17 protein-coding genes and 1 riboswitch are annotated in these 14,238 nt (G+C 39.9%); of the genes, 13 read left to right on the top strand and 4 right to left on the bottom strand.

Features of this window, described 5'->3' with window-relative positions; translation table 11 throughout:
- Positions 1 to 36 precede the first annotated feature (36 nt).
- From A374_RS05165 to A374_RS05150, 4 genes are read left to right on the top strand one after another with little or no spacing between them, the layout of a single operon-like run.
- A complete protein-coding gene (locus A374_RS05165) occupies positions 37 to 1,527 on the top strand; it encodes a spore germination protein (RefSeq protein WP_007201137.1) in 1,491 nt (496 codons plus the stop codon).
- A 2-nt stretch (positions 1,528 to 1,529) separates the two neighbouring features.
- Positions 1,530 to 2,747 (top strand): Ger(x)C family spore germination protein, encoded by a 1,218-nt coding sequence (locus A374_RS05160; RefSeq protein ID WP_007201136.1) that lies wholly within the window; start codon positions 1,530 to 1,532, stop codon positions 2,745 to 2,747.
- On the top strand, positions 2,725 to 2,898 hold the full coding sequence (locus tag A374_RS05155; RefSeq protein WP_156793133.1) for a hypothetical protein: 174 nt from the start codon (positions 2,725 to 2,727) through the stop codon (positions 2,896 to 2,898). The genes A374_RS05160 and A374_RS05155 overlap by 23 nt, the downstream gene beginning before the upstream one ends.
- Positions 2,895 to 3,989 carry a GerAB/ArcD/ProY family transporter gene (locus A374_RS05150; RefSeq protein ID WP_007201135.1) on the top strand — a complete coding sequence of 365 codons (1,095 nt, stop codon included), beginning with the start codon at positions 2,895 to 2,897 and terminating at the stop codon, positions 3,987 to 3,989. The genes A374_RS05155 and A374_RS05150 overlap by 4 nt, the downstream gene beginning before the upstream one ends.
- A 46-nt stretch (positions 3,990 to 4,035) precedes the next feature.
- Here A374_RS05150 and A374_RS20475 read toward each other — a convergent pair whose 3' ends face one another.
- A complete protein-coding gene (locus A374_RS20475) occupies positions 4,036 to 4,971 on the bottom strand; it encodes a YecA family protein (RefSeq protein ID WP_007201134.1) in 936 nt (311 codons plus the stop codon).
- Between the two features lie 185 nt (positions 4,972 to 5,156).
- Positions 5,157 to 5,387 (bottom strand): IDEAL domain-containing protein, encoded by a 231-nt coding sequence (locus A374_RS05140; RefSeq protein WP_007201133.1) that lies wholly within the window; start codon positions 5,385 to 5,387, stop codon positions 5,157 to 5,159.
- A 318-nt stretch (positions 5,388 to 5,705) separates the two neighbouring features.
- Positions 5,706 to 5,809, top strand: a riboswitch (TPP riboswitch).
- A 67-nt stretch (positions 5,810 to 5,876) separates the two neighbouring features.
- Here A374_RS05140 and thiD point away from each other — a divergent pair.
- The 8 genes from thiD to A374_RS05100 all read left to right on the top strand — a co-directional run bounded on the left by thiD (position 5,877) and on the right by A374_RS05100 (position 12,474).
- Complete coding sequence (thiD, locus tag A374_RS05135; protein ID WP_007201132.1) at positions 5,877 to 6,677, top strand: bifunctional hydroxymethylpyrimidine kinase/phosphomethylpyrimidine kinase; 801 nt, start codon at positions 5,877 to 5,879, stop codon at positions 6,675 to 6,677.
- Positions 6,677 to 7,480 carry a hydroxyethylthiazole kinase gene (gene thiM, locus A374_RS05130; protein ID WP_007201131.1) on the top strand — a complete coding sequence of 268 codons (804 nt, stop codon included), beginning with the start codon at positions 6,677 to 6,679 and terminating at the stop codon, positions 7,478 to 7,480. Before thiD ends, thiM begins: the two co-directional genes overlap by 1 nt.
- Positions 7,481 to 7,483: 3 nt before the next feature.
- A complete protein-coding gene (gene thiE, locus A374_RS05125) occupies positions 7,484 to 8,134 on the top strand; it encodes a thiamine phosphate synthase (protein WP_007201130.1) in 651 nt (216 codons plus the stop codon).
- Between the two features lie 75 nt (positions 8,135 to 8,209).
- Positions 8,210 to 8,446: a hypothetical protein gene (locus A374_RS05120; protein ID WP_007201129.1), complete on the top strand. Its 237-nt coding sequence runs from the start codon at positions 8,210 to 8,212 to the stop codon at positions 8,444 to 8,446.
- A 227-nt stretch (positions 8,447 to 8,673) separates the two neighbouring features.
- A complete protein-coding gene (locus A374_RS05115) occupies positions 8,674 to 9,420 on the top strand; it encodes a ThuA domain-containing protein (protein WP_007201128.1) in 747 nt (248 codons plus the stop codon).
- Entirely contained in the window at positions 9,417 to 10,454 is a 1,038-nt protein-coding gene (locus A374_RS05110; protein WP_007201127.1) for a Gfo/Idh/MocA family protein, read from the top strand. The genes A374_RS05115 and A374_RS05110 overlap by 4 nt, the downstream gene beginning before the upstream one ends.
- Positions 10,451 to 11,491, top strand: coding sequence for a Gfo/Idh/MocA family protein (locus tag A374_RS05105; RefSeq protein ID WP_007201126.1), 1,041 nt, complete (start codon positions 10,451 to 10,453; stop codon positions 11,489 to 11,491). Before A374_RS05110 ends, A374_RS05105 begins: the two co-directional genes overlap by 4 nt.
- 14 nt (positions 11,492 to 11,505) lie before the next feature.
- On the top strand, positions 11,506 to 12,474 hold the full coding sequence (locus tag A374_RS05100) for a sugar phosphate isomerase/epimerase family protein (protein WP_007201125.1): 969 nt from the start codon (positions 11,506 to 11,508) through the stop codon (positions 12,472 to 12,474).
- 38 nt (positions 12,475 to 12,512) lie between these two features.
- On the opposite strand, the gene A374_RS05095 is transcribed toward A374_RS05100, so the two are convergent.
- Both A374_RS05095 and A374_RS05090 read right to left on the bottom strand, forming a co-directional pair.
- Positions 12,513 to 12,827 (bottom strand): YtxH domain-containing protein, encoded by a 315-nt coding sequence (locus tag A374_RS05095; RefSeq protein ID WP_007201124.1) that lies wholly within the window; start codon positions 12,825 to 12,827, stop codon positions 12,513 to 12,515.
- A 127-nt stretch (positions 12,828 to 12,954) separates the two neighbouring features.
- Complete coding sequence (locus tag A374_RS05090) at positions 12,955 to 13,140, bottom strand: cold-shock protein (RefSeq protein ID WP_007201123.1); 186 nt, start codon at positions 13,138 to 13,140, stop codon at positions 12,955 to 12,957.
- Positions 13,141 to 13,325: 185 nt separating this feature from the next.
- Between A374_RS05090 and gnd the strand changes: the two genes are divergently transcribed.
- A complete protein-coding gene (gnd, locus tag A374_RS05085; protein ID WP_007201122.1) occupies positions 13,326 to 14,222 on the top strand; it encodes a phosphogluconate dehydrogenase (NAD(+)-dependent, decarboxylating) in 897 nt (298 codons plus the stop codon).
- Positions 14,223 to 14,238: the final 16 nt, after the last annotated feature.

The raw sequence follows: 14,238 nt of genomic DNA, 5'->3' as shown, positions 1-14,238 counted from the left end.
TTGCAGAAAATGAGCAGAAGAAATGAGGTGAAGCAGATGAAAAAAAATCGAGGGCCATCAAAAGCGCGTGTTGGAACAGAAAAGGCATCTTATCAAAATATAGAAGTTTCTCCGGATAGTAATGAAAACTTTTTTTACTTAAAAGAAATTTTAGGTGACAGTATGGACGTTAAGATTCTTTATTTTCGCGATCGTCCCGTACCATTTATCGTCTGTTTTATTGAAGGTCTTGTTAATAAATCACAAATTGATTTATCTATTCTTGAACCAGTTCACCGCTGGCAACAAACGTCTCCAGAAATTGAGGCACCAGAATTTATGGAACAAATTGAAGTCAGCTCGCTCGTTCATGAGTTCAAAACGTTCGGACCACTTATTAATGGAATTTTAAAAGGACAAGTTGCTATTTTTGTTAATAGCCTTACAATAGGCTACGCTGTGCCGTTAGAGCACTTTCCACTGCGTGCCATTGATGAACCGGAATCACAGACAACAGTGCGTGGCCCAAGAGAGGGCTTTGTAGAATCGTTACAAATTAATACAACTTTACTGCGTCGCCGGATTTCTAATCCGGCACTACGCTTCCATATGGTGCAGATAGGTAGCTTAACAAATACATCGGTCTTAATTGCGTATATGCATAACCTAGCGGATCAAGAGGTGTTGAATGATCTTATGAATCGACTTTCAACGATGACGACTGATTCCGTATTTGAAGGTGGAATGATTGAGGAAATGCTGAATGAAAACAGATATTCTCCATTCCCTACGTTTCATTCATCGGAACGACCAGACGTTGTAGCTTCTTCATTAACAGAAGGAAAAATTGCGATTTTAGTTGAGGGAAGTCCATTCGTATTATTAACACCTATTACATTTGTTTCTTTTTTTCAGGCAGCAGAGGATATCTACAATCAATATGACTTATCAAGTGCGATTCGAATAGTACGTGTGTTAGCGTTTCTAATTTCCTTTTCTCTACCAGCACTCTACATAGCTGTTACGACATTCCATCAAGAACTTGTTCCTACACAACTTTTAGTCAGTCTTGCCGCTCAGCGAGAAGGAGTCCCGTTTCCTGCTTTTATTGAAACACTCATCATGGAGGTGATTTTTGAAATTCTCCGTGAAGCTGGTATTCGCATGCCTCGACCAATCGGTTCAGCAGTTTCCATTGTAGGAGCTATTGTTATTGGTGAATCAGCGGTGGCAGCTGGTCTCGTATCTCCAGCCATCGTAATTGTCGTTTCTCTAACGGCTATATCTAGCTTTGTATCACCTTTTTATGCATTTAGCGGTGCAGCAAGGATTTTACGGTTTGTACTCATGGTCATTGCAACGACGACAGGAATCTTTGGCATGATTATGTTTTATATTTTGTTACTGACGCACCTATGTTCTCTAAAATCTATGGGTAAACCATACTTTACTTCACCTAAACCTTTAACAGGTGATGCGAATGATACAATGCTGCGTTTACCATTTTGGTGGAAAAACACAAAACTGTACAAGAAAATAAAGAGGTAATCATGAAAAGACTTTCGAAGGCAATTACGTGTTTACTTTTGTGCACGCTCTTAGTTGGGTGTTCAGGTCGACGAGAATTAAATGATGTGCTACTCGTTTCATCTGTAGGAGTGGATGCTGGGAAAAATGGGAAAACGGATGTTCATATTCAAGTCGTTCATGCAGGAGGAACAGCTGGAAATCAAGGTGGGGCACCTTCTGGAGGCGTAGGAGGCTCTGTTTATACGTACACTGTGTCCGGAAGAACTGTTTATGATGCTTTACAAATTGCTGGTCGCATTGCTCCACGTTACTTAGTGTACTCGCACATAAATAGCGTTATTGTAGGAGAAGAATATGCCAAAAAAGTAGGACTTAAGCCAATGTTTGACTTTATGGAACGCAATTATGAGTTTCGTGAAACCGTTCCAGTATTTATTGCCACCCGAACAACAGCAAAGGAAGTTTTATCGATGTATACGGCCATTTTTAAAATTCCTAGTGAATCGTTACAAAACCGTTTAATATCTTCTGCGATGACAACAGGGTTCTCAAATGTGGTGATGGAAAAAGACATTGTCCGTCAGTTATATGGTGAGCATACGGATCCCGTTATTCCTGGAGTGCGTATTTATAAACCGAGTAAGGATGATGGCAATATGTCCAACTTAAGTGATATACGAGCAAATAATAAAAATTTTATTATGACGGGTCTTGCTGTATTTAATAAAGATCATTTTAAGCGCTGGATGACGTATAAAGAATCTGAAGCATGGACGCTTGCTAAAGGGCGAGCACGAGCAGTTACATTAATGACAAATTCTTGTCCCAATAGAAAAAAGGGACATTTAGCGTATGTGGCTAAATCTATACACTCTAAGCTTAAACCAAACATTCACGGCAAGGATGTGACTTTTACTATTTCTATTAGTGGAAAAGGGTACTTACAAGAAGTGACGTGTAACATGGTTACAGGCAATCCTAAAACACTTACAAAAATTGAAAAGCTTGTTTCCGACGAAATGAAAAAAAATATTAATACGATGATTCACCGTGCGAAAAAAGACAAAGTTGATATCCTCGGTTTAGGTCAAATGTTATATGAAACAAATCCAGTACTTTGGCGCCAAAAAAGGCAACAAGACAAGTCGTTGTCGCAGTTTAACATAAAAGTTCATGTTGATATGAAGTTAGAAACGACAGGAGCGAGAATTGAAAGTGTTAACGATCAAAAAAAATAAAGCATTAGTATTGGTAACTATCGGGTTTTGGTTATTCACCATTTTATATACGTATAGTTATTTAACCGAGCATGATTTTCTCCATCTCAATCGCTGGATTGGTAATCTATTTGAACCTATTTATAGTAAATGGTTTGGAGAAAAGCTATGAAGCACATTTTAAGTTCTTCTCAACTGTTTTGGTTGCTAGTAAGCTTTATGACCGGCAGTTCTTTATTAATGGCTCCGGATTTAACAGCTTTTTATGCTAAGCAAGATGGTTGGGTATCTATGTTAATTGCAATTGGAATTGGTTTAGTGCTAAATGTGATTTGGATTTATTTATTGTCTAAATATCATTACCAGTCCATTTTTATAATAGTAGAGAAGGTAGCTGGGAAGTGGGTGGGACGCGCTATTTCCTTAATCTTGGTCTTTTATGCACTTCACCTCTGTGCCTATGTGGTGCGAAACTTAAGTAACTTTATGAATTCTAATGTATTGCCTAATACAAACGTGTGGATTTTTCAAATTATGTTACTTTGTGTAGCGCTATACTCTACATTTTCGGGATTAAACAATTTATCGAGAGTAAATGAGTTTTTAAACCCAATTATGGCTCTATTATTTTTCGGTTCTCTTCTGCTCACGCTAAACCGTTTTCAGTGGCATTACTTTAAACCAGCTTTTGAAATGCCAGTCCGAAAAATGATGCAAGGCGCATATACGACAACAGGTTTTCCGTTTATTGAAATCATTATTTTTTCTAGTTTGTTTACTTTTGTTACACACAAAGGAAAGATAATGAAACGGTATTTACTGGCTATAGTCATCTCGGGTTTAGTGCTTACGATGACAATCATTATCGTGATAGGCTGTGATGGTGCCTTTATGGTCAGTCGTATGTCGTATCCAACCTATGAGCTTATGCGAACAATTAATCTCTTTAAAATATTAGAACGTATTGAAATCTTAATTGCTGTAGTATGGATTGTAGGTATTTTTGTAAAAGTAACCATTTGTTTATTTACTGCATTTTTTGGCTTACAACACGTGGCACAACATGAGAACTTTCACCCGTTTATACTACCTGCTGGTATTTTAGTATGGTCATTAAGTAACCATATTCATGGGAATATGATGCAATTTACAGAGTTTGTCGCACGAAACTGGACATTGTGGTGGTTTTCCATGTATGCATTGTTAACGGTCATTATGACTGTAGGCATCTTTTTAAAGAAACATACAACTAGCACGGAATAAAAAAGAAACTGCTTTTATATAAACAGTTTCTTTTTTTCGTCGTATTTTATGCTTTAAAAGCACGGTATTTAGTAGAAAGACTAGATGCTGAGATGCCATATAATGTGGCACATGCACTTTGTGTTACGTGTTCGCCTAGTTCATCTTTCGCAATTTTATAATGAAGCGCTGCTGCATATGGTTCTGCTTTTCGAATGGTAGGCTGATGTTCTTTGGACCATACACTCCAGAAAGCAGCCGCTTTTTCGAACCCTTGTTGTGTTAAGTGCTGTCCAACGAGAGAAAGAACGTCATCTTCTTGTTCATTGACGTCAGCAACATCCGTTTGTGATGATGGACTTTGTCCGAGTAGCGTACCTAGTGCTTGAGTGAAGTTGCTAGCATGTAGTGGTAAGACGCTTTCGATTTCTGTGAGTTGACGATCAATCGTTAAGAAATCTATATAGAATTCGTAATGCTCTCCTGCAAAAATAGGAAAACCTAGAACGAAAGAATCAACAGCAGGCTTTGTGCGATTACCAAGCGATAGTGTCATCATCTCATTTGTATGAACATTTTCACATTGAGCTGTATAACCATTTACATAGCCTTTTACCTTTAAAATTGTCGGCGCTGTATTCTTCCAACTTGCTACTACTTTAACTATTTCAGCATCTTCAGAAGTATCCACCGTTTTTACATATTGTTCAATCGGTGTTATTCCTTCATCCGTTGTCCCATTCAAAACTTCATTGCAAACTAACACATTAGCGACAGATTGCATTTGCTCTTGAGTGACAGTAATTGATTGCAATGCGTTGCGAGTTTTTTCTCCGATTGCATCTTGATGACGATCGAAGGCGAATTTAATAAGATCTGCTTGGTGTGTACTAATTTTTACAAACTTCTTTAACGTGCGCGTCGTAAATGCTGTATCACAACAATTCTTATATTTTTTTCCGCTGCCGCAAGGGCATGGTTCGTTTCTACCTATTTTACCCATAATTTCCTCCGTTGTTGCACAATTGCGTATGCTAATAAAAAAATAATTTCCTTTGTAAATACTAGCATATTGGTATGATATTGCAACTAATTGTCTCGAATTTGTCAGGTGAAGACGTAAAGAAACAGCACAAAAAAACAATCCAGTGTAGATTGGATTGTTTTTACACACGAGTTGGTAGATGGTTAATCTAGCAACTTTAAATATTCTGTTGTAAGTTTATGAAAAGCTTCCTCATCTTTATTCATGAGTGCTTCGTCTATTTGTTGTTTATACCGTTTGATTTGAAAGTGATGCAGCGATTCATCAAGGATCAACTGAGCAACGATTTCAAAAGCGAACGGATCATTTTTTTTCTGAGCTTTGCCATGTTTATGTTCGTTCATATTTTGGTTATAGGACGTGTTGTCTTTCATGCTCTACTCCTCCTTGAATAAAAATGGTTAAGTTTCACTCAGTATAATAGCGGATTGCATGAATAGCAAGTATTTTATCTGAAAATTTAGTTATTTCTGAATTCACCTTCTTTCATAGGAATGTTATAGAGTCATTTTTTTTTATTATTTGCTAACATGCTGATAGGAAAATTACTTTGTTATACTGTTATGTTCTTTCATTATCCCCGATTTATGATCCGCTTAAACGCAATTTTCTGCTTGTTTCGACAATCGCTTTCGAATATTTGACGGTTTCCGCTGTGTCCGTTACGATAGAAGCAAATCAATTTTTTGACCTGTGTCCACTAGGGGAGCTTCTATAGCTGAGAAAAGGCTTTGACCTTTGACCCTTTGAACCTGATCCGGTTTATTCCGGCGTAGGGAAGTGGTGTGTAGAACGCCCACTGTATCCTTACGGGGCGTTTTTTTGTTGTTTACAGGTAACGTAAAAGAAGGAGTTGTAAAAAGATGATAACGGGTAAGGCGTTAACGATTGCGGGATCCGATAGCGGTGGAGGAGCCGGTATTCAAGCAGACTTAAAAACATTTCAAGAGCTTGGTGCATATGGAATGTCAGTCATTACGGCAATAACATCCCAAAATACATTAGGAGTGAAGGATATTCATCCTATACCTGTCGAGCATGTTAGTAGTCAATTAGAGGCGATTGAGGAAGATCTTCGTCCGGAAGCGATTAAAACAGGCATGCTGTTTAGTGTTGAAATCATTGAAGTTGTGGCAAATCATATTGCGCGCTATGGCTGGGAAAAGGTAGTTGTGGATCCAGTGATGATTGCTAAGGGCGGAGCAGACTTGTTAAAAAAAGAGGCGGTGCAAGCATTAAAGAAACATTTACTGCCACTAGCAACAATTATTACACCTAACATTCCCGAAGCACAAGAACTTACTGGTAAAGAGATTGTAAGTCGAACGGATCGCGAAGAAGCAGCAAAATATTTGCATAGTCTTGGTGCTAAAGGTGTTGTGATTAAAGGTGGTCATTTAGAAGGAATCGAAGAACCAGTTGATTTATATTACGATGGTAGCAGTATGCATGAATTCAAAGGTAAGCGCATAGAAACGAAGCAAACGCATGGAACAGGTTGTACATTTGCAGCGGCAATTACGGCACAATTGGCGCTCGGTCGATCGCCGTTTGAAGCGGTAGAGACGGCTAAAGCTTTTATACAAGCTGCGATTAGTCACCCATTAAATATTGGAAATGGTCATGGCCCAACAAATCATTGGGCGTATAGGAGGAATGTATAGTGAAGGATATTCGTACTTTATTGCAAACGATTCGTGAAGAGAAACCACTTATTCATCATATTACGAATTTTGTAACGATGAATTTTTTAGCAAATGGTGTGTTAGCAGCGGGGGGAAGCCCAATGATGGCACATAGTGAAGAAGAAGCAGAAGAGGCTGTCGCTGCTTCAGCTGCTCTCGTCTTAAATATTGGGACAATTGATCCATCTTGGTTACGAGGAATGATTGCAGCCGGAAAAAAAGCAAAAGAACAAAACATTCCTGTTGTGCTTGATCCAGTAGGAGTAGGATTAAGTCGCCTTAGAAGTGAGACCGTGCGACAACTGATTGAAGAGGTACGTCCCGATCTTATTTGTGGAAATGCTGCAGAGTTGTCTTATTTATATGAAGGCAACTGGAGTGGAAAAGGTGTCGATGGAGAATTGGATGGTACATCAGCTCAGTTAGCTCAGTTAGCGGCACGTAAGTTTAATACGGCAGTGGCGATCACTGGTGAACAAGACTATGTTAGTGACGGCTCGCAAACCATTGCCATTACAGGTGGTCATGAAATGTTAGCCTATGTAACGGGTACAGGATGCTTTTCTTCCTCTATGATCGCCCTCTTCTTAGCTAAAGGACTCGAGACAGAGTGCTCCATTGTGGAGCGAGCTGCAGCTGCCCTTACGATGCTAGGTTTGGCCGCAGAACGGGCGATTGAAACAGCAAATGGGCCGGGAACATTCCAAGTTCATTTACTTGATGCTTTATTTAACCTAAAATCAGAAGAGCTTACAACAGCTTCAAGATGGAGTGAGATGTAACTTATGGAATGCAACATTGCAGAAAAACTGCGCGTTTATTTTATAGCAGGTAGTAACAACTGTCTGAATCATGAGATACAAGAAGTTTTAGAAGAGGCATTAAAAGGCGGAGCAACACTTTTTCAATTCCGAGAAAAAGGGCCCGGCGCTCTTCAGGGAGAAGATAAGGAAGTGCTTGCTCGTCGTTTATTAGCGCTTTGTCATCAATACGATGTTCCCTTTATTGTCAATGATGACGTAGCGTTAATGCTAAAAATCAATGCTGACGGCTTACATGTCGGACAAGAAGATGGCGATTTAGAGCATATTCGTGAGAAAACGAAAGGAAAATTGCTCGGAATTTCTGCTCATACGTTAGAAGAAGCGAAAAAAGCGGTAGCGCTTGGTGCAGATTATCTTGGAGTTGGCCCAATTTTTCCGACAGAAACGAAGCGTGATGCCCGAGAAGTAATGGGAGGAAATGTGTTAGAACAATTACGTGCTAACGACCTAACAATCCCTCTTGTCGCAATTGGAGGCATTACAGCTGAAAATGCTCATATAGCCATTCGTGCAGGAGCGGATGGGGTGTCAGTCATAACAGCGATAAGTCATGCCGATCACCCACAGCAAGCCACTCGTAATCTAGTAGAAGCCGTTAGCCATTCAAAATAAGTAATAAACGGTTAACGCACGAATATCGCCTCTTCTTCGTACTATACAAAGGAACGAACGAGAGGGGCGATGTTCATGAAAAATAAGAGTAAATGCTGGATTGGTTTTGAATATGGCATCGGCGTGGCAGCCTTTCTTTTAGCGATATGGAATGGCTTATATGTCAATAGTGCGGCTACCTTATTTTTGCTTGTGGCAACTGTTTTTCTGTTTCGTACGATTGAACGAAAGATATATGGTACGACTGCTGAATGTTGGTTTAGTGGGAGTGTAACAGTCCTATTTATATGGCTTGCTTTTCAAGAATGGTAAAAGGACAGAAAGAAGGGTAAGCGAATTGGAATCGTACATCATTACGAATCGAATTCGCTTTTTTTATGGAACTCAACCATTTTTTGGAGTAGTTGGATTGACAAATAACGAGAGTTGCTTACAATGTAGATAAAACGCTTTCTTTTAAGAAAAGAAGTTTTTTTGTAGTTTTGCGTAAACGTTTACGTTGTACTATACTACGCTCTCATTTTAGGAGGATATAAACGATGAAGGTAACTATATGGAATGAAAATCGGCATGAACAACGTAATGAAAATGTAAGAAAAATCTATCCAGAAGGCCTTCATGGAACGATTCAGTATTTTTTACAAAGAGATGGCTTTACAGTCAATACAGCAACTTTAGATGAAGAGGAGCATGGCTTATCAGAGGCTGTATTAAATGAAACAGATGTATTAATTTGGTGGGGCCATTTAGCTCATGATGAAGTACGGGACGAAGTCGTTCAGCGTGTCTATGAACGGGTGCTAGAGGGTATGGGTTTAATTGTGCTGCATTCAGGTCATTTTTCGAAAATTTTCAAAAAGTTAATGGGTACGTCTTGTGATTTAAAGTGGCGAGAAGCGAATGAAAAAGAACGCTTGTGGGTCGTTGATCCAGCGCATCCAATTACGAAGGGTCTTGGTTCATACATAACGTTAGAGCAAGAAGAGATGTATGGCGAACATTTTGATATCCCAGCTCCGGATGAATTAATCTTTGTGAGTTGGTTTGAAGGTGGGGAAGTTTTCCGCAGTGGCTGTACCTATAAACGTGGTAAAGGGAAAATTTTTTATTTCCGTCCAGGCCATGAAACATACCCAACGTATCATCATCCAGACATTCAGCGCACAATTTCCAATAGTGTGAAATGGGCTGCTGGATTGGGAAGTGCAATGCCAACTTATGGTCATGCGGAGCCGCTTGAGCCAATCGGAGCAAAAACAAATTCAAAAGGAGACAACAAACGATGATTAAAGTAGGCGTAATCGGGTGTGGCAGTATTGCTCGTTTTCGACATTTGCCAGAGTATGAGAATCATGTAATGACTTCTATTGTAGCGGTATGTGATACAAATCATCAACGAGCTGATGAAATGGCGCGATTATATGGAGCAAAAGCTTATTATTCTTATGAAGCACTACTAGAAAATGAACAAATGGATGCGGTAAGTGTATGTACACCGAATTATTTACATGCAGACATGACAATAGCGGCTCTTCAAAAGGGAAAACATGTTTTATGTGAAAAGCCGATGGCAGTGTCTGTTGAAGAAGCTGAACGGATGATTCAAGCGAGTAAGGAACATGGTAAAAAACTAATGATTGCTCATAATCAACGTTTTGTACCTTCTCATGAAAAAGCTCGTGAGCTTATTGCAACTGGGGAAATTGGGAAAATATATAGCTTCCGAACAGCCTTTGGTCATCCAGGGCCAGAATCATGGAGTGTAGATGGAGAAAATAGTTGGTTTTTTCAAAAAGAAAAAGCTCAAATCGGAGCGATGGGCGACTTAGGTGTCCATAAAACAGACTTGCTTCGTTTTCTCTTAAATGAAGAAATAGAAGAGGTGGCAGCGTTTGTAGAAACATCCGCAAAAAAACAAGCGACGGTAGATGATACAGCTGTTTGTATTTTAAAAACGGAAAGCGGTGTGATTGGCACATTAGCAGCTAGTTGGTCTTATGTTGGAAAAGAAGATAATTCGACAATTATTTATGGTGAAAAAGGAATAGTGCGGTTAGAGGAACATCCAGAATATGCGCTCATTGTCCAATACGGTGATGGTACGGTTGTTAATTATGCTTTAGGGCACATTCAAAGTAATGATAGCGGCGGTCAAAACGATACGGGTGTGATTGATCGCTTTGTGACCTGTATAAAAGAAGATCGTGAACCAGCGGTTTCTGGTGAAGAAGGAAAACGTTCGTTAGCGGTCATTATGGCAGCTTTAAAAGCACACCAAGAAAAACGAACCATTTCTATTCGCACAGAGGTGCTTTCATGAGCCTCGTACGCGTTGGTTTTATAGGTGTTGGTGGGATTGCACAGTCTCGTCATATGCCGGCGATTTCTTCTGTACAAGATAAAGCAGTGATTGTAAGTGTTTATGATACGAATAAGGAACGAGCAAAAGAAGTAGCGCGAACGTTTAAGGTTGATCATGTGAGTGATACATATGAGGAGCTATTGTCCCTTGTAGATGCGGTTGTTATTTCCACACCGAATAAGTTTCATAGTGAGATTGCTATTGCTGCTCTGCAAGCAGATGTACACGTTTTATGTGAAAAACCGATGGCATTAACGGTGGCAGAGTGTGATGAAATGCTCCTAGCGGCGCAAAAAGCGGATAAAGTGTTAGCGATCGGCTACCATTATCGCTATATGAAAAATGCCCAAGCGGCTAAGAAAGTCATGTTTGCTAATGAGATTGGTACACCGATTGTGATCCGTGTTCAAGCGATGCGAAGACGAAAAGTACCAGGTTGGGGTGTGTTTACGAATAAAGAACTGCAAGGTGGTGGCAGTTTAATGGACTACGGCTGTCATTTGCTTGATTTAGCGCTCTGGCTCATGGGAGATGCAACGCCTGTTGAAGTGAGTGGTTCGCAATACAATACGTTAAGTAAAATGCCAGAACAAGTGAATGAATGGGGAGACTTTGATTACGAAACGTTTGATGTAGATGATCATGTTACAGCCTATATCCGTTTTGACAATGGAGCCACTCTATTATTAGAAACTTCTTGGTCAGCAAACATTCAAGCTGATATTGAAAATGTAAGTATTTCCGGAGATCGAGGGGGGCTTGATGTCTTTCCGTTTCATGTGAACCAAGCCAAACACGGTATGTTACTTGATACAGTCGCTCCTTATATTCCTGGTGAAGAAGATCCTGGCATCAGCCAAGCCATTCATTTTATTGATAGTTGTTTAGGATTGGCAGAACCGCTTGTGAAGCCAGAAGAAGCACGTAAAGTCTCCTATCTTATTGAAACTATTTATAAGAGTAGTGATTTAAAACGCAGCATTACATTATCATAAAGGGGGATTTATCGATGAAGCTTGGCGTATTTACCGTCCTGTTCTCAGAGCTATCTTTTGAAGAGATGTTGGATCATGTGAAGGCATCTGGAGTAAAAGCTGTTGAAATCGGAACAGGAAACTATCCAGGAGATGCCCATTGTAACGTAGATGAATTGTTAGCAAGTGAGGAAAAGCGGACAGCATTTTTACAGGCGATTACCGTACGCGATCTTGAAATTAGCGCGTTAAGTTGCCATGGAAACCCATTGTCACCAGACCGTGCATTTGCTGACGCTTGTCATGAAACATTTGTTAAAACGGTTGATTTAGCACACTTACTTGGCGTGCCGGTTGTGAATTGTTTTTCGGGTACACCAGGAGATCATGAAGAAGCGCGATATCCCAATTGGCCTGTATCGCCTTGGCCCAACGAATATGGTGATGTTTTAAAGTGGCAGTGGGAGGAGAAATTAATTCCCTATTGGCGCCAATGGGGGCACTATGCAAAAGAGAGAAATGTAAAAATAGGCTTGGAGCTTCATGGTGGCTTTCTCGTCCATACACCTTATACACTGTTGAAGCTTCGAGAAGAAACATGCGATGCTATTGGTGCTAATCTAGATCCAAGTCATTTATGGTGGCAAGGTATAAATCCAGTGGCTGCCATTAAAATATTAGGCAAAGCGAAGGCTATTCATCATTTTCATGCGAAAGATACGTATCTTGATCAAGACAATATTAATATGTATGGCTTAACCGATATGCAGCCGTATGGCGACGTTCGTACCCGGGCATGGACGTTCCGCTCAGTCGGTTGCGGTCATAGTCTAAAAGAATGGTCTGATATGATTTCAGCGCTGCGTGCGTATGGTTATGATTATGTTGTAAGCATTGAGCATGAAGATCCGTTAATGTCTATTAATGAAGGCTTTAACAGAGCTGTGAAAAATTTAAACGAAGTACTCATTCACGAAACACCTACGGACATGTGGTGGACATAAGTAATCCCCCTTTAACATATTAGTTAAAGGGGGATTGTTCATTCATTCGTAGAAGAACTACTCATCATAGCTGATACTTTTTCTTTGGCTTGGTTCGAAACACCTGCTGCTTTATCTTTAACACTACCTACTAAATTAGATGCTTTTTCCTTCCCAGCCATTGTACCTAACTTCGTTTGTAATACCGCTTCATCTTTTAATTCGATCGTTTTATCTTTTAAGTTTGCCGTTTGGTGAGCTAAACGCTGACGCATTTCTTTCCCTGATTTTGGTGTTAGTAGCATGGCAGCCGCTGCCCCTACTACTCCTCCGACAAGTACTCCTGTTGTTACTTTTGTTGTTGTTGAACTCATTTGAAATTCCTCCTTTTTAACTTACTACCCGTAAGGACGATGTTTAAAACGCCAAATCGATTTATGCAAAAAGCGCTCCTTTGTCCGAAAAAAGTTCGGAAGGAGCGCTTATGCAAAGTAAATCTTCTTATTTTAACTCGGGAAGCATGCGAATCTCTTGAGTCATTTCAGAATTGCAAATTGGGCAGTTAGGCGTTTTCTGTAGCGAATAATCCGCTCTCATCCAGCATGTGCACTGGTCATTTTCACATGCCCACACTTTCGTTTCAACATCGGGTACAGGTTCGATCGGATTCTTGGAAAAAAAAGCCATGGGTATCCCCCTTATTTGTAATACTTATATTATACTCCTTTTCCAGCATTTTTATGAGTAAAAAGACTTTTTCGTTAAAAAGAGATTCATAAGCGGCATAAATAACGACCTAGATTGGTTAAAAAAAACAAGGTTGTGGCATAACTAAAAAGGATGTTTTACCATTGAAAAAGGATGTGTTAGGAATGGAAATAGGATTAGTAGGACTTGGCAAGATGGGTTATAATCTTGCGCTCAATATGTTGGATCATCAATTTAACGTGATTGCCACCGATCAAAATAAAGGAGCGGTGGAAGAAATCACAAAGCAAGGAGCGCAAGGTGTTCATTCTTTAGAAGAGCTTGTTCAAAAATTTACCGGCCGCCGGGCTATCATTTTACTCGTTCCGGCTGGGGATATTGTAGATCAAGTCATCGGTTCATTAGTTCCTCATCTAGCAAAAGGTGATATTATTATTGACGCTGGAAATTCTAAATACAAAGATACGTTACGCCGGTATAGTGAGTTAAAAGAACAAGGCATTCATCTTGTTGATTGTGGAACGAGCGGAGGAACGGATGGTGCTCGCCATGGTGTTTGTGTCATGGTAGGTGGCGATCAAGAAGCGGTTGATTACGTCTCTCCGCTGTACGAAAAAGTTTCAATAAAAAATGGGTTTATGAAAACGGGTGTAGCTGGTAGCGGTCACTTCTTGAAAATGGTTCATAACGGTATTGAGTATGGCATGATGCAAGCGATTGGAGAAGGCTTTGAAATATTGGATAAAAGCGAATTTGACTATGACTATAAGGCCGTTTCACGCGTGTGGAATAATGGATCCGTTATTCGTTGTTGGCTAATGGAACTTATGGAAAACGCTTTTTCAAAGCAACCTAAGTTAGAGGAAATTCGAGGGGTCATGAATTCTTCTGGAGAAGGCATATGGACGATTGAAGCTGCGTTAGAATACCAAGCATCGGCTCCTGTTATTGCCATGAGTCAATTTATGAGATTTCGCTCGCTTGAAGATGATACGTTTCACGGAAAAGTGGTTGCCGCCTTGCGTAATGAGTTTGGTGGACATGATATCGTTAAAAAATAATGATTTCTTTAAGCCT

The sequence above is a fragment of the Fictibacillus macauensis ZFHKF-1 genome, assembly GCF_000269865.1.
GTDB lineage: Bacteria > Bacillota > Bacilli > Bacillales > Fictibacillaceae > Fictibacillus_C > Fictibacillus_C macauensis.
This window is presented reverse-complemented; position numbering and strand designations above follow the sequence as displayed.

Excerpts from the sequence above, each read along its gene's own strand:
- A374_RS05120 (WP_007201129.1), top strand. The coding sequence starts at position 8,210 with ATGAAAAATAAGAGTAAATGCTGGATTGGTTTTGAATATGGCATCGGC.
- gnd (WP_007201122.1), top strand. The coding sequence starts at position 13,326 with ATGGAAATAGGATTAGTAGGACTTGGCAAGATGGGTTATAATCTTGCG.
- A374_RS05100 (WP_007201125.1), top strand. The coding sequence starts at position 11,506 with ATGAAGCTTGGCGTATTTACCGTCCTGTTCTCAGAGCTATCTTTTGAA.
- A374_RS05105 (WP_007201126.1), top strand. The coding sequence starts at position 10,451 with ATGAGCCTCGTACGCGTTGGTTTTATAGGTGTTGGTGGGATTGCACAG.
- A374_RS05110 (WP_007201127.1), top strand. The coding sequence starts at position 9,417 with ATGATTAAAGTAGGCGTAATCGGGTGTGGCAGTATTGCTCGTTTTCGA.
- A374_RS05165 (WP_007201137.1), top strand. The coding sequence starts at position 37 with ATGAAAAAAAATCGAGGGCCATCAAAAGCGCGTGTTGGAACAGAAAAG.
- A374_RS05090 (WP_007201123.1), bottom strand. The coding sequence starts at position 13,140 with ATGGCTTTTTTTTCCAAGAATCCGATCGAACCTGTACCCGATGTTGAA.
- thiE (WP_007201130.1), top strand. The coding sequence starts at position 7,484 with ATGGAATGCAACATTGCAGAAAAACTGCGCGTTTATTTTATAGCAGGT.
- A374_RS20475 (WP_007201134.1), bottom strand. The coding sequence starts at position 4,971 with ATGGGTAAAATAGGTAGAAACGAACCATGCCCTTGCGGCAGCGGAAAA.
- A374_RS05115 (WP_007201128.1), top strand. The coding sequence starts at position 8,674 with ATGAAGGTAACTATATGGAATGAAAATCGGCATGAACAACGTAATGAA.
- A374_RS05095 (WP_007201124.1), bottom strand. The coding sequence starts at position 12,827 with ATGAGTTCAACAACAACAAAAGTAACAACAGGAGTACTTGTCGGAGGA.
- A374_RS05160 (WP_007201136.1), top strand. The coding sequence starts at position 1,530 with ATGAAAAGACTTTCGAAGGCAATTACGTGTTTACTTTTGTGCACGCTC.
- A374_RS05140 (WP_007201133.1), bottom strand. The coding sequence starts at position 5,387 with ATGAAAGACAACACGTCCTATAACCAAAATATGAACGAACATAAACAT.
- A374_RS05150 (WP_007201135.1), top strand. The coding sequence starts at position 2,895 with ATGAAGCACATTTTAAGTTCTTCTCAACTGTTTTGGTTGCTAGTAAGC.
- thiD (WP_007201132.1), top strand. The coding sequence starts at position 5,877 with ATGATAACGGGTAAGGCGTTAACGATTGCGGGATCCGATAGCGGTGGA.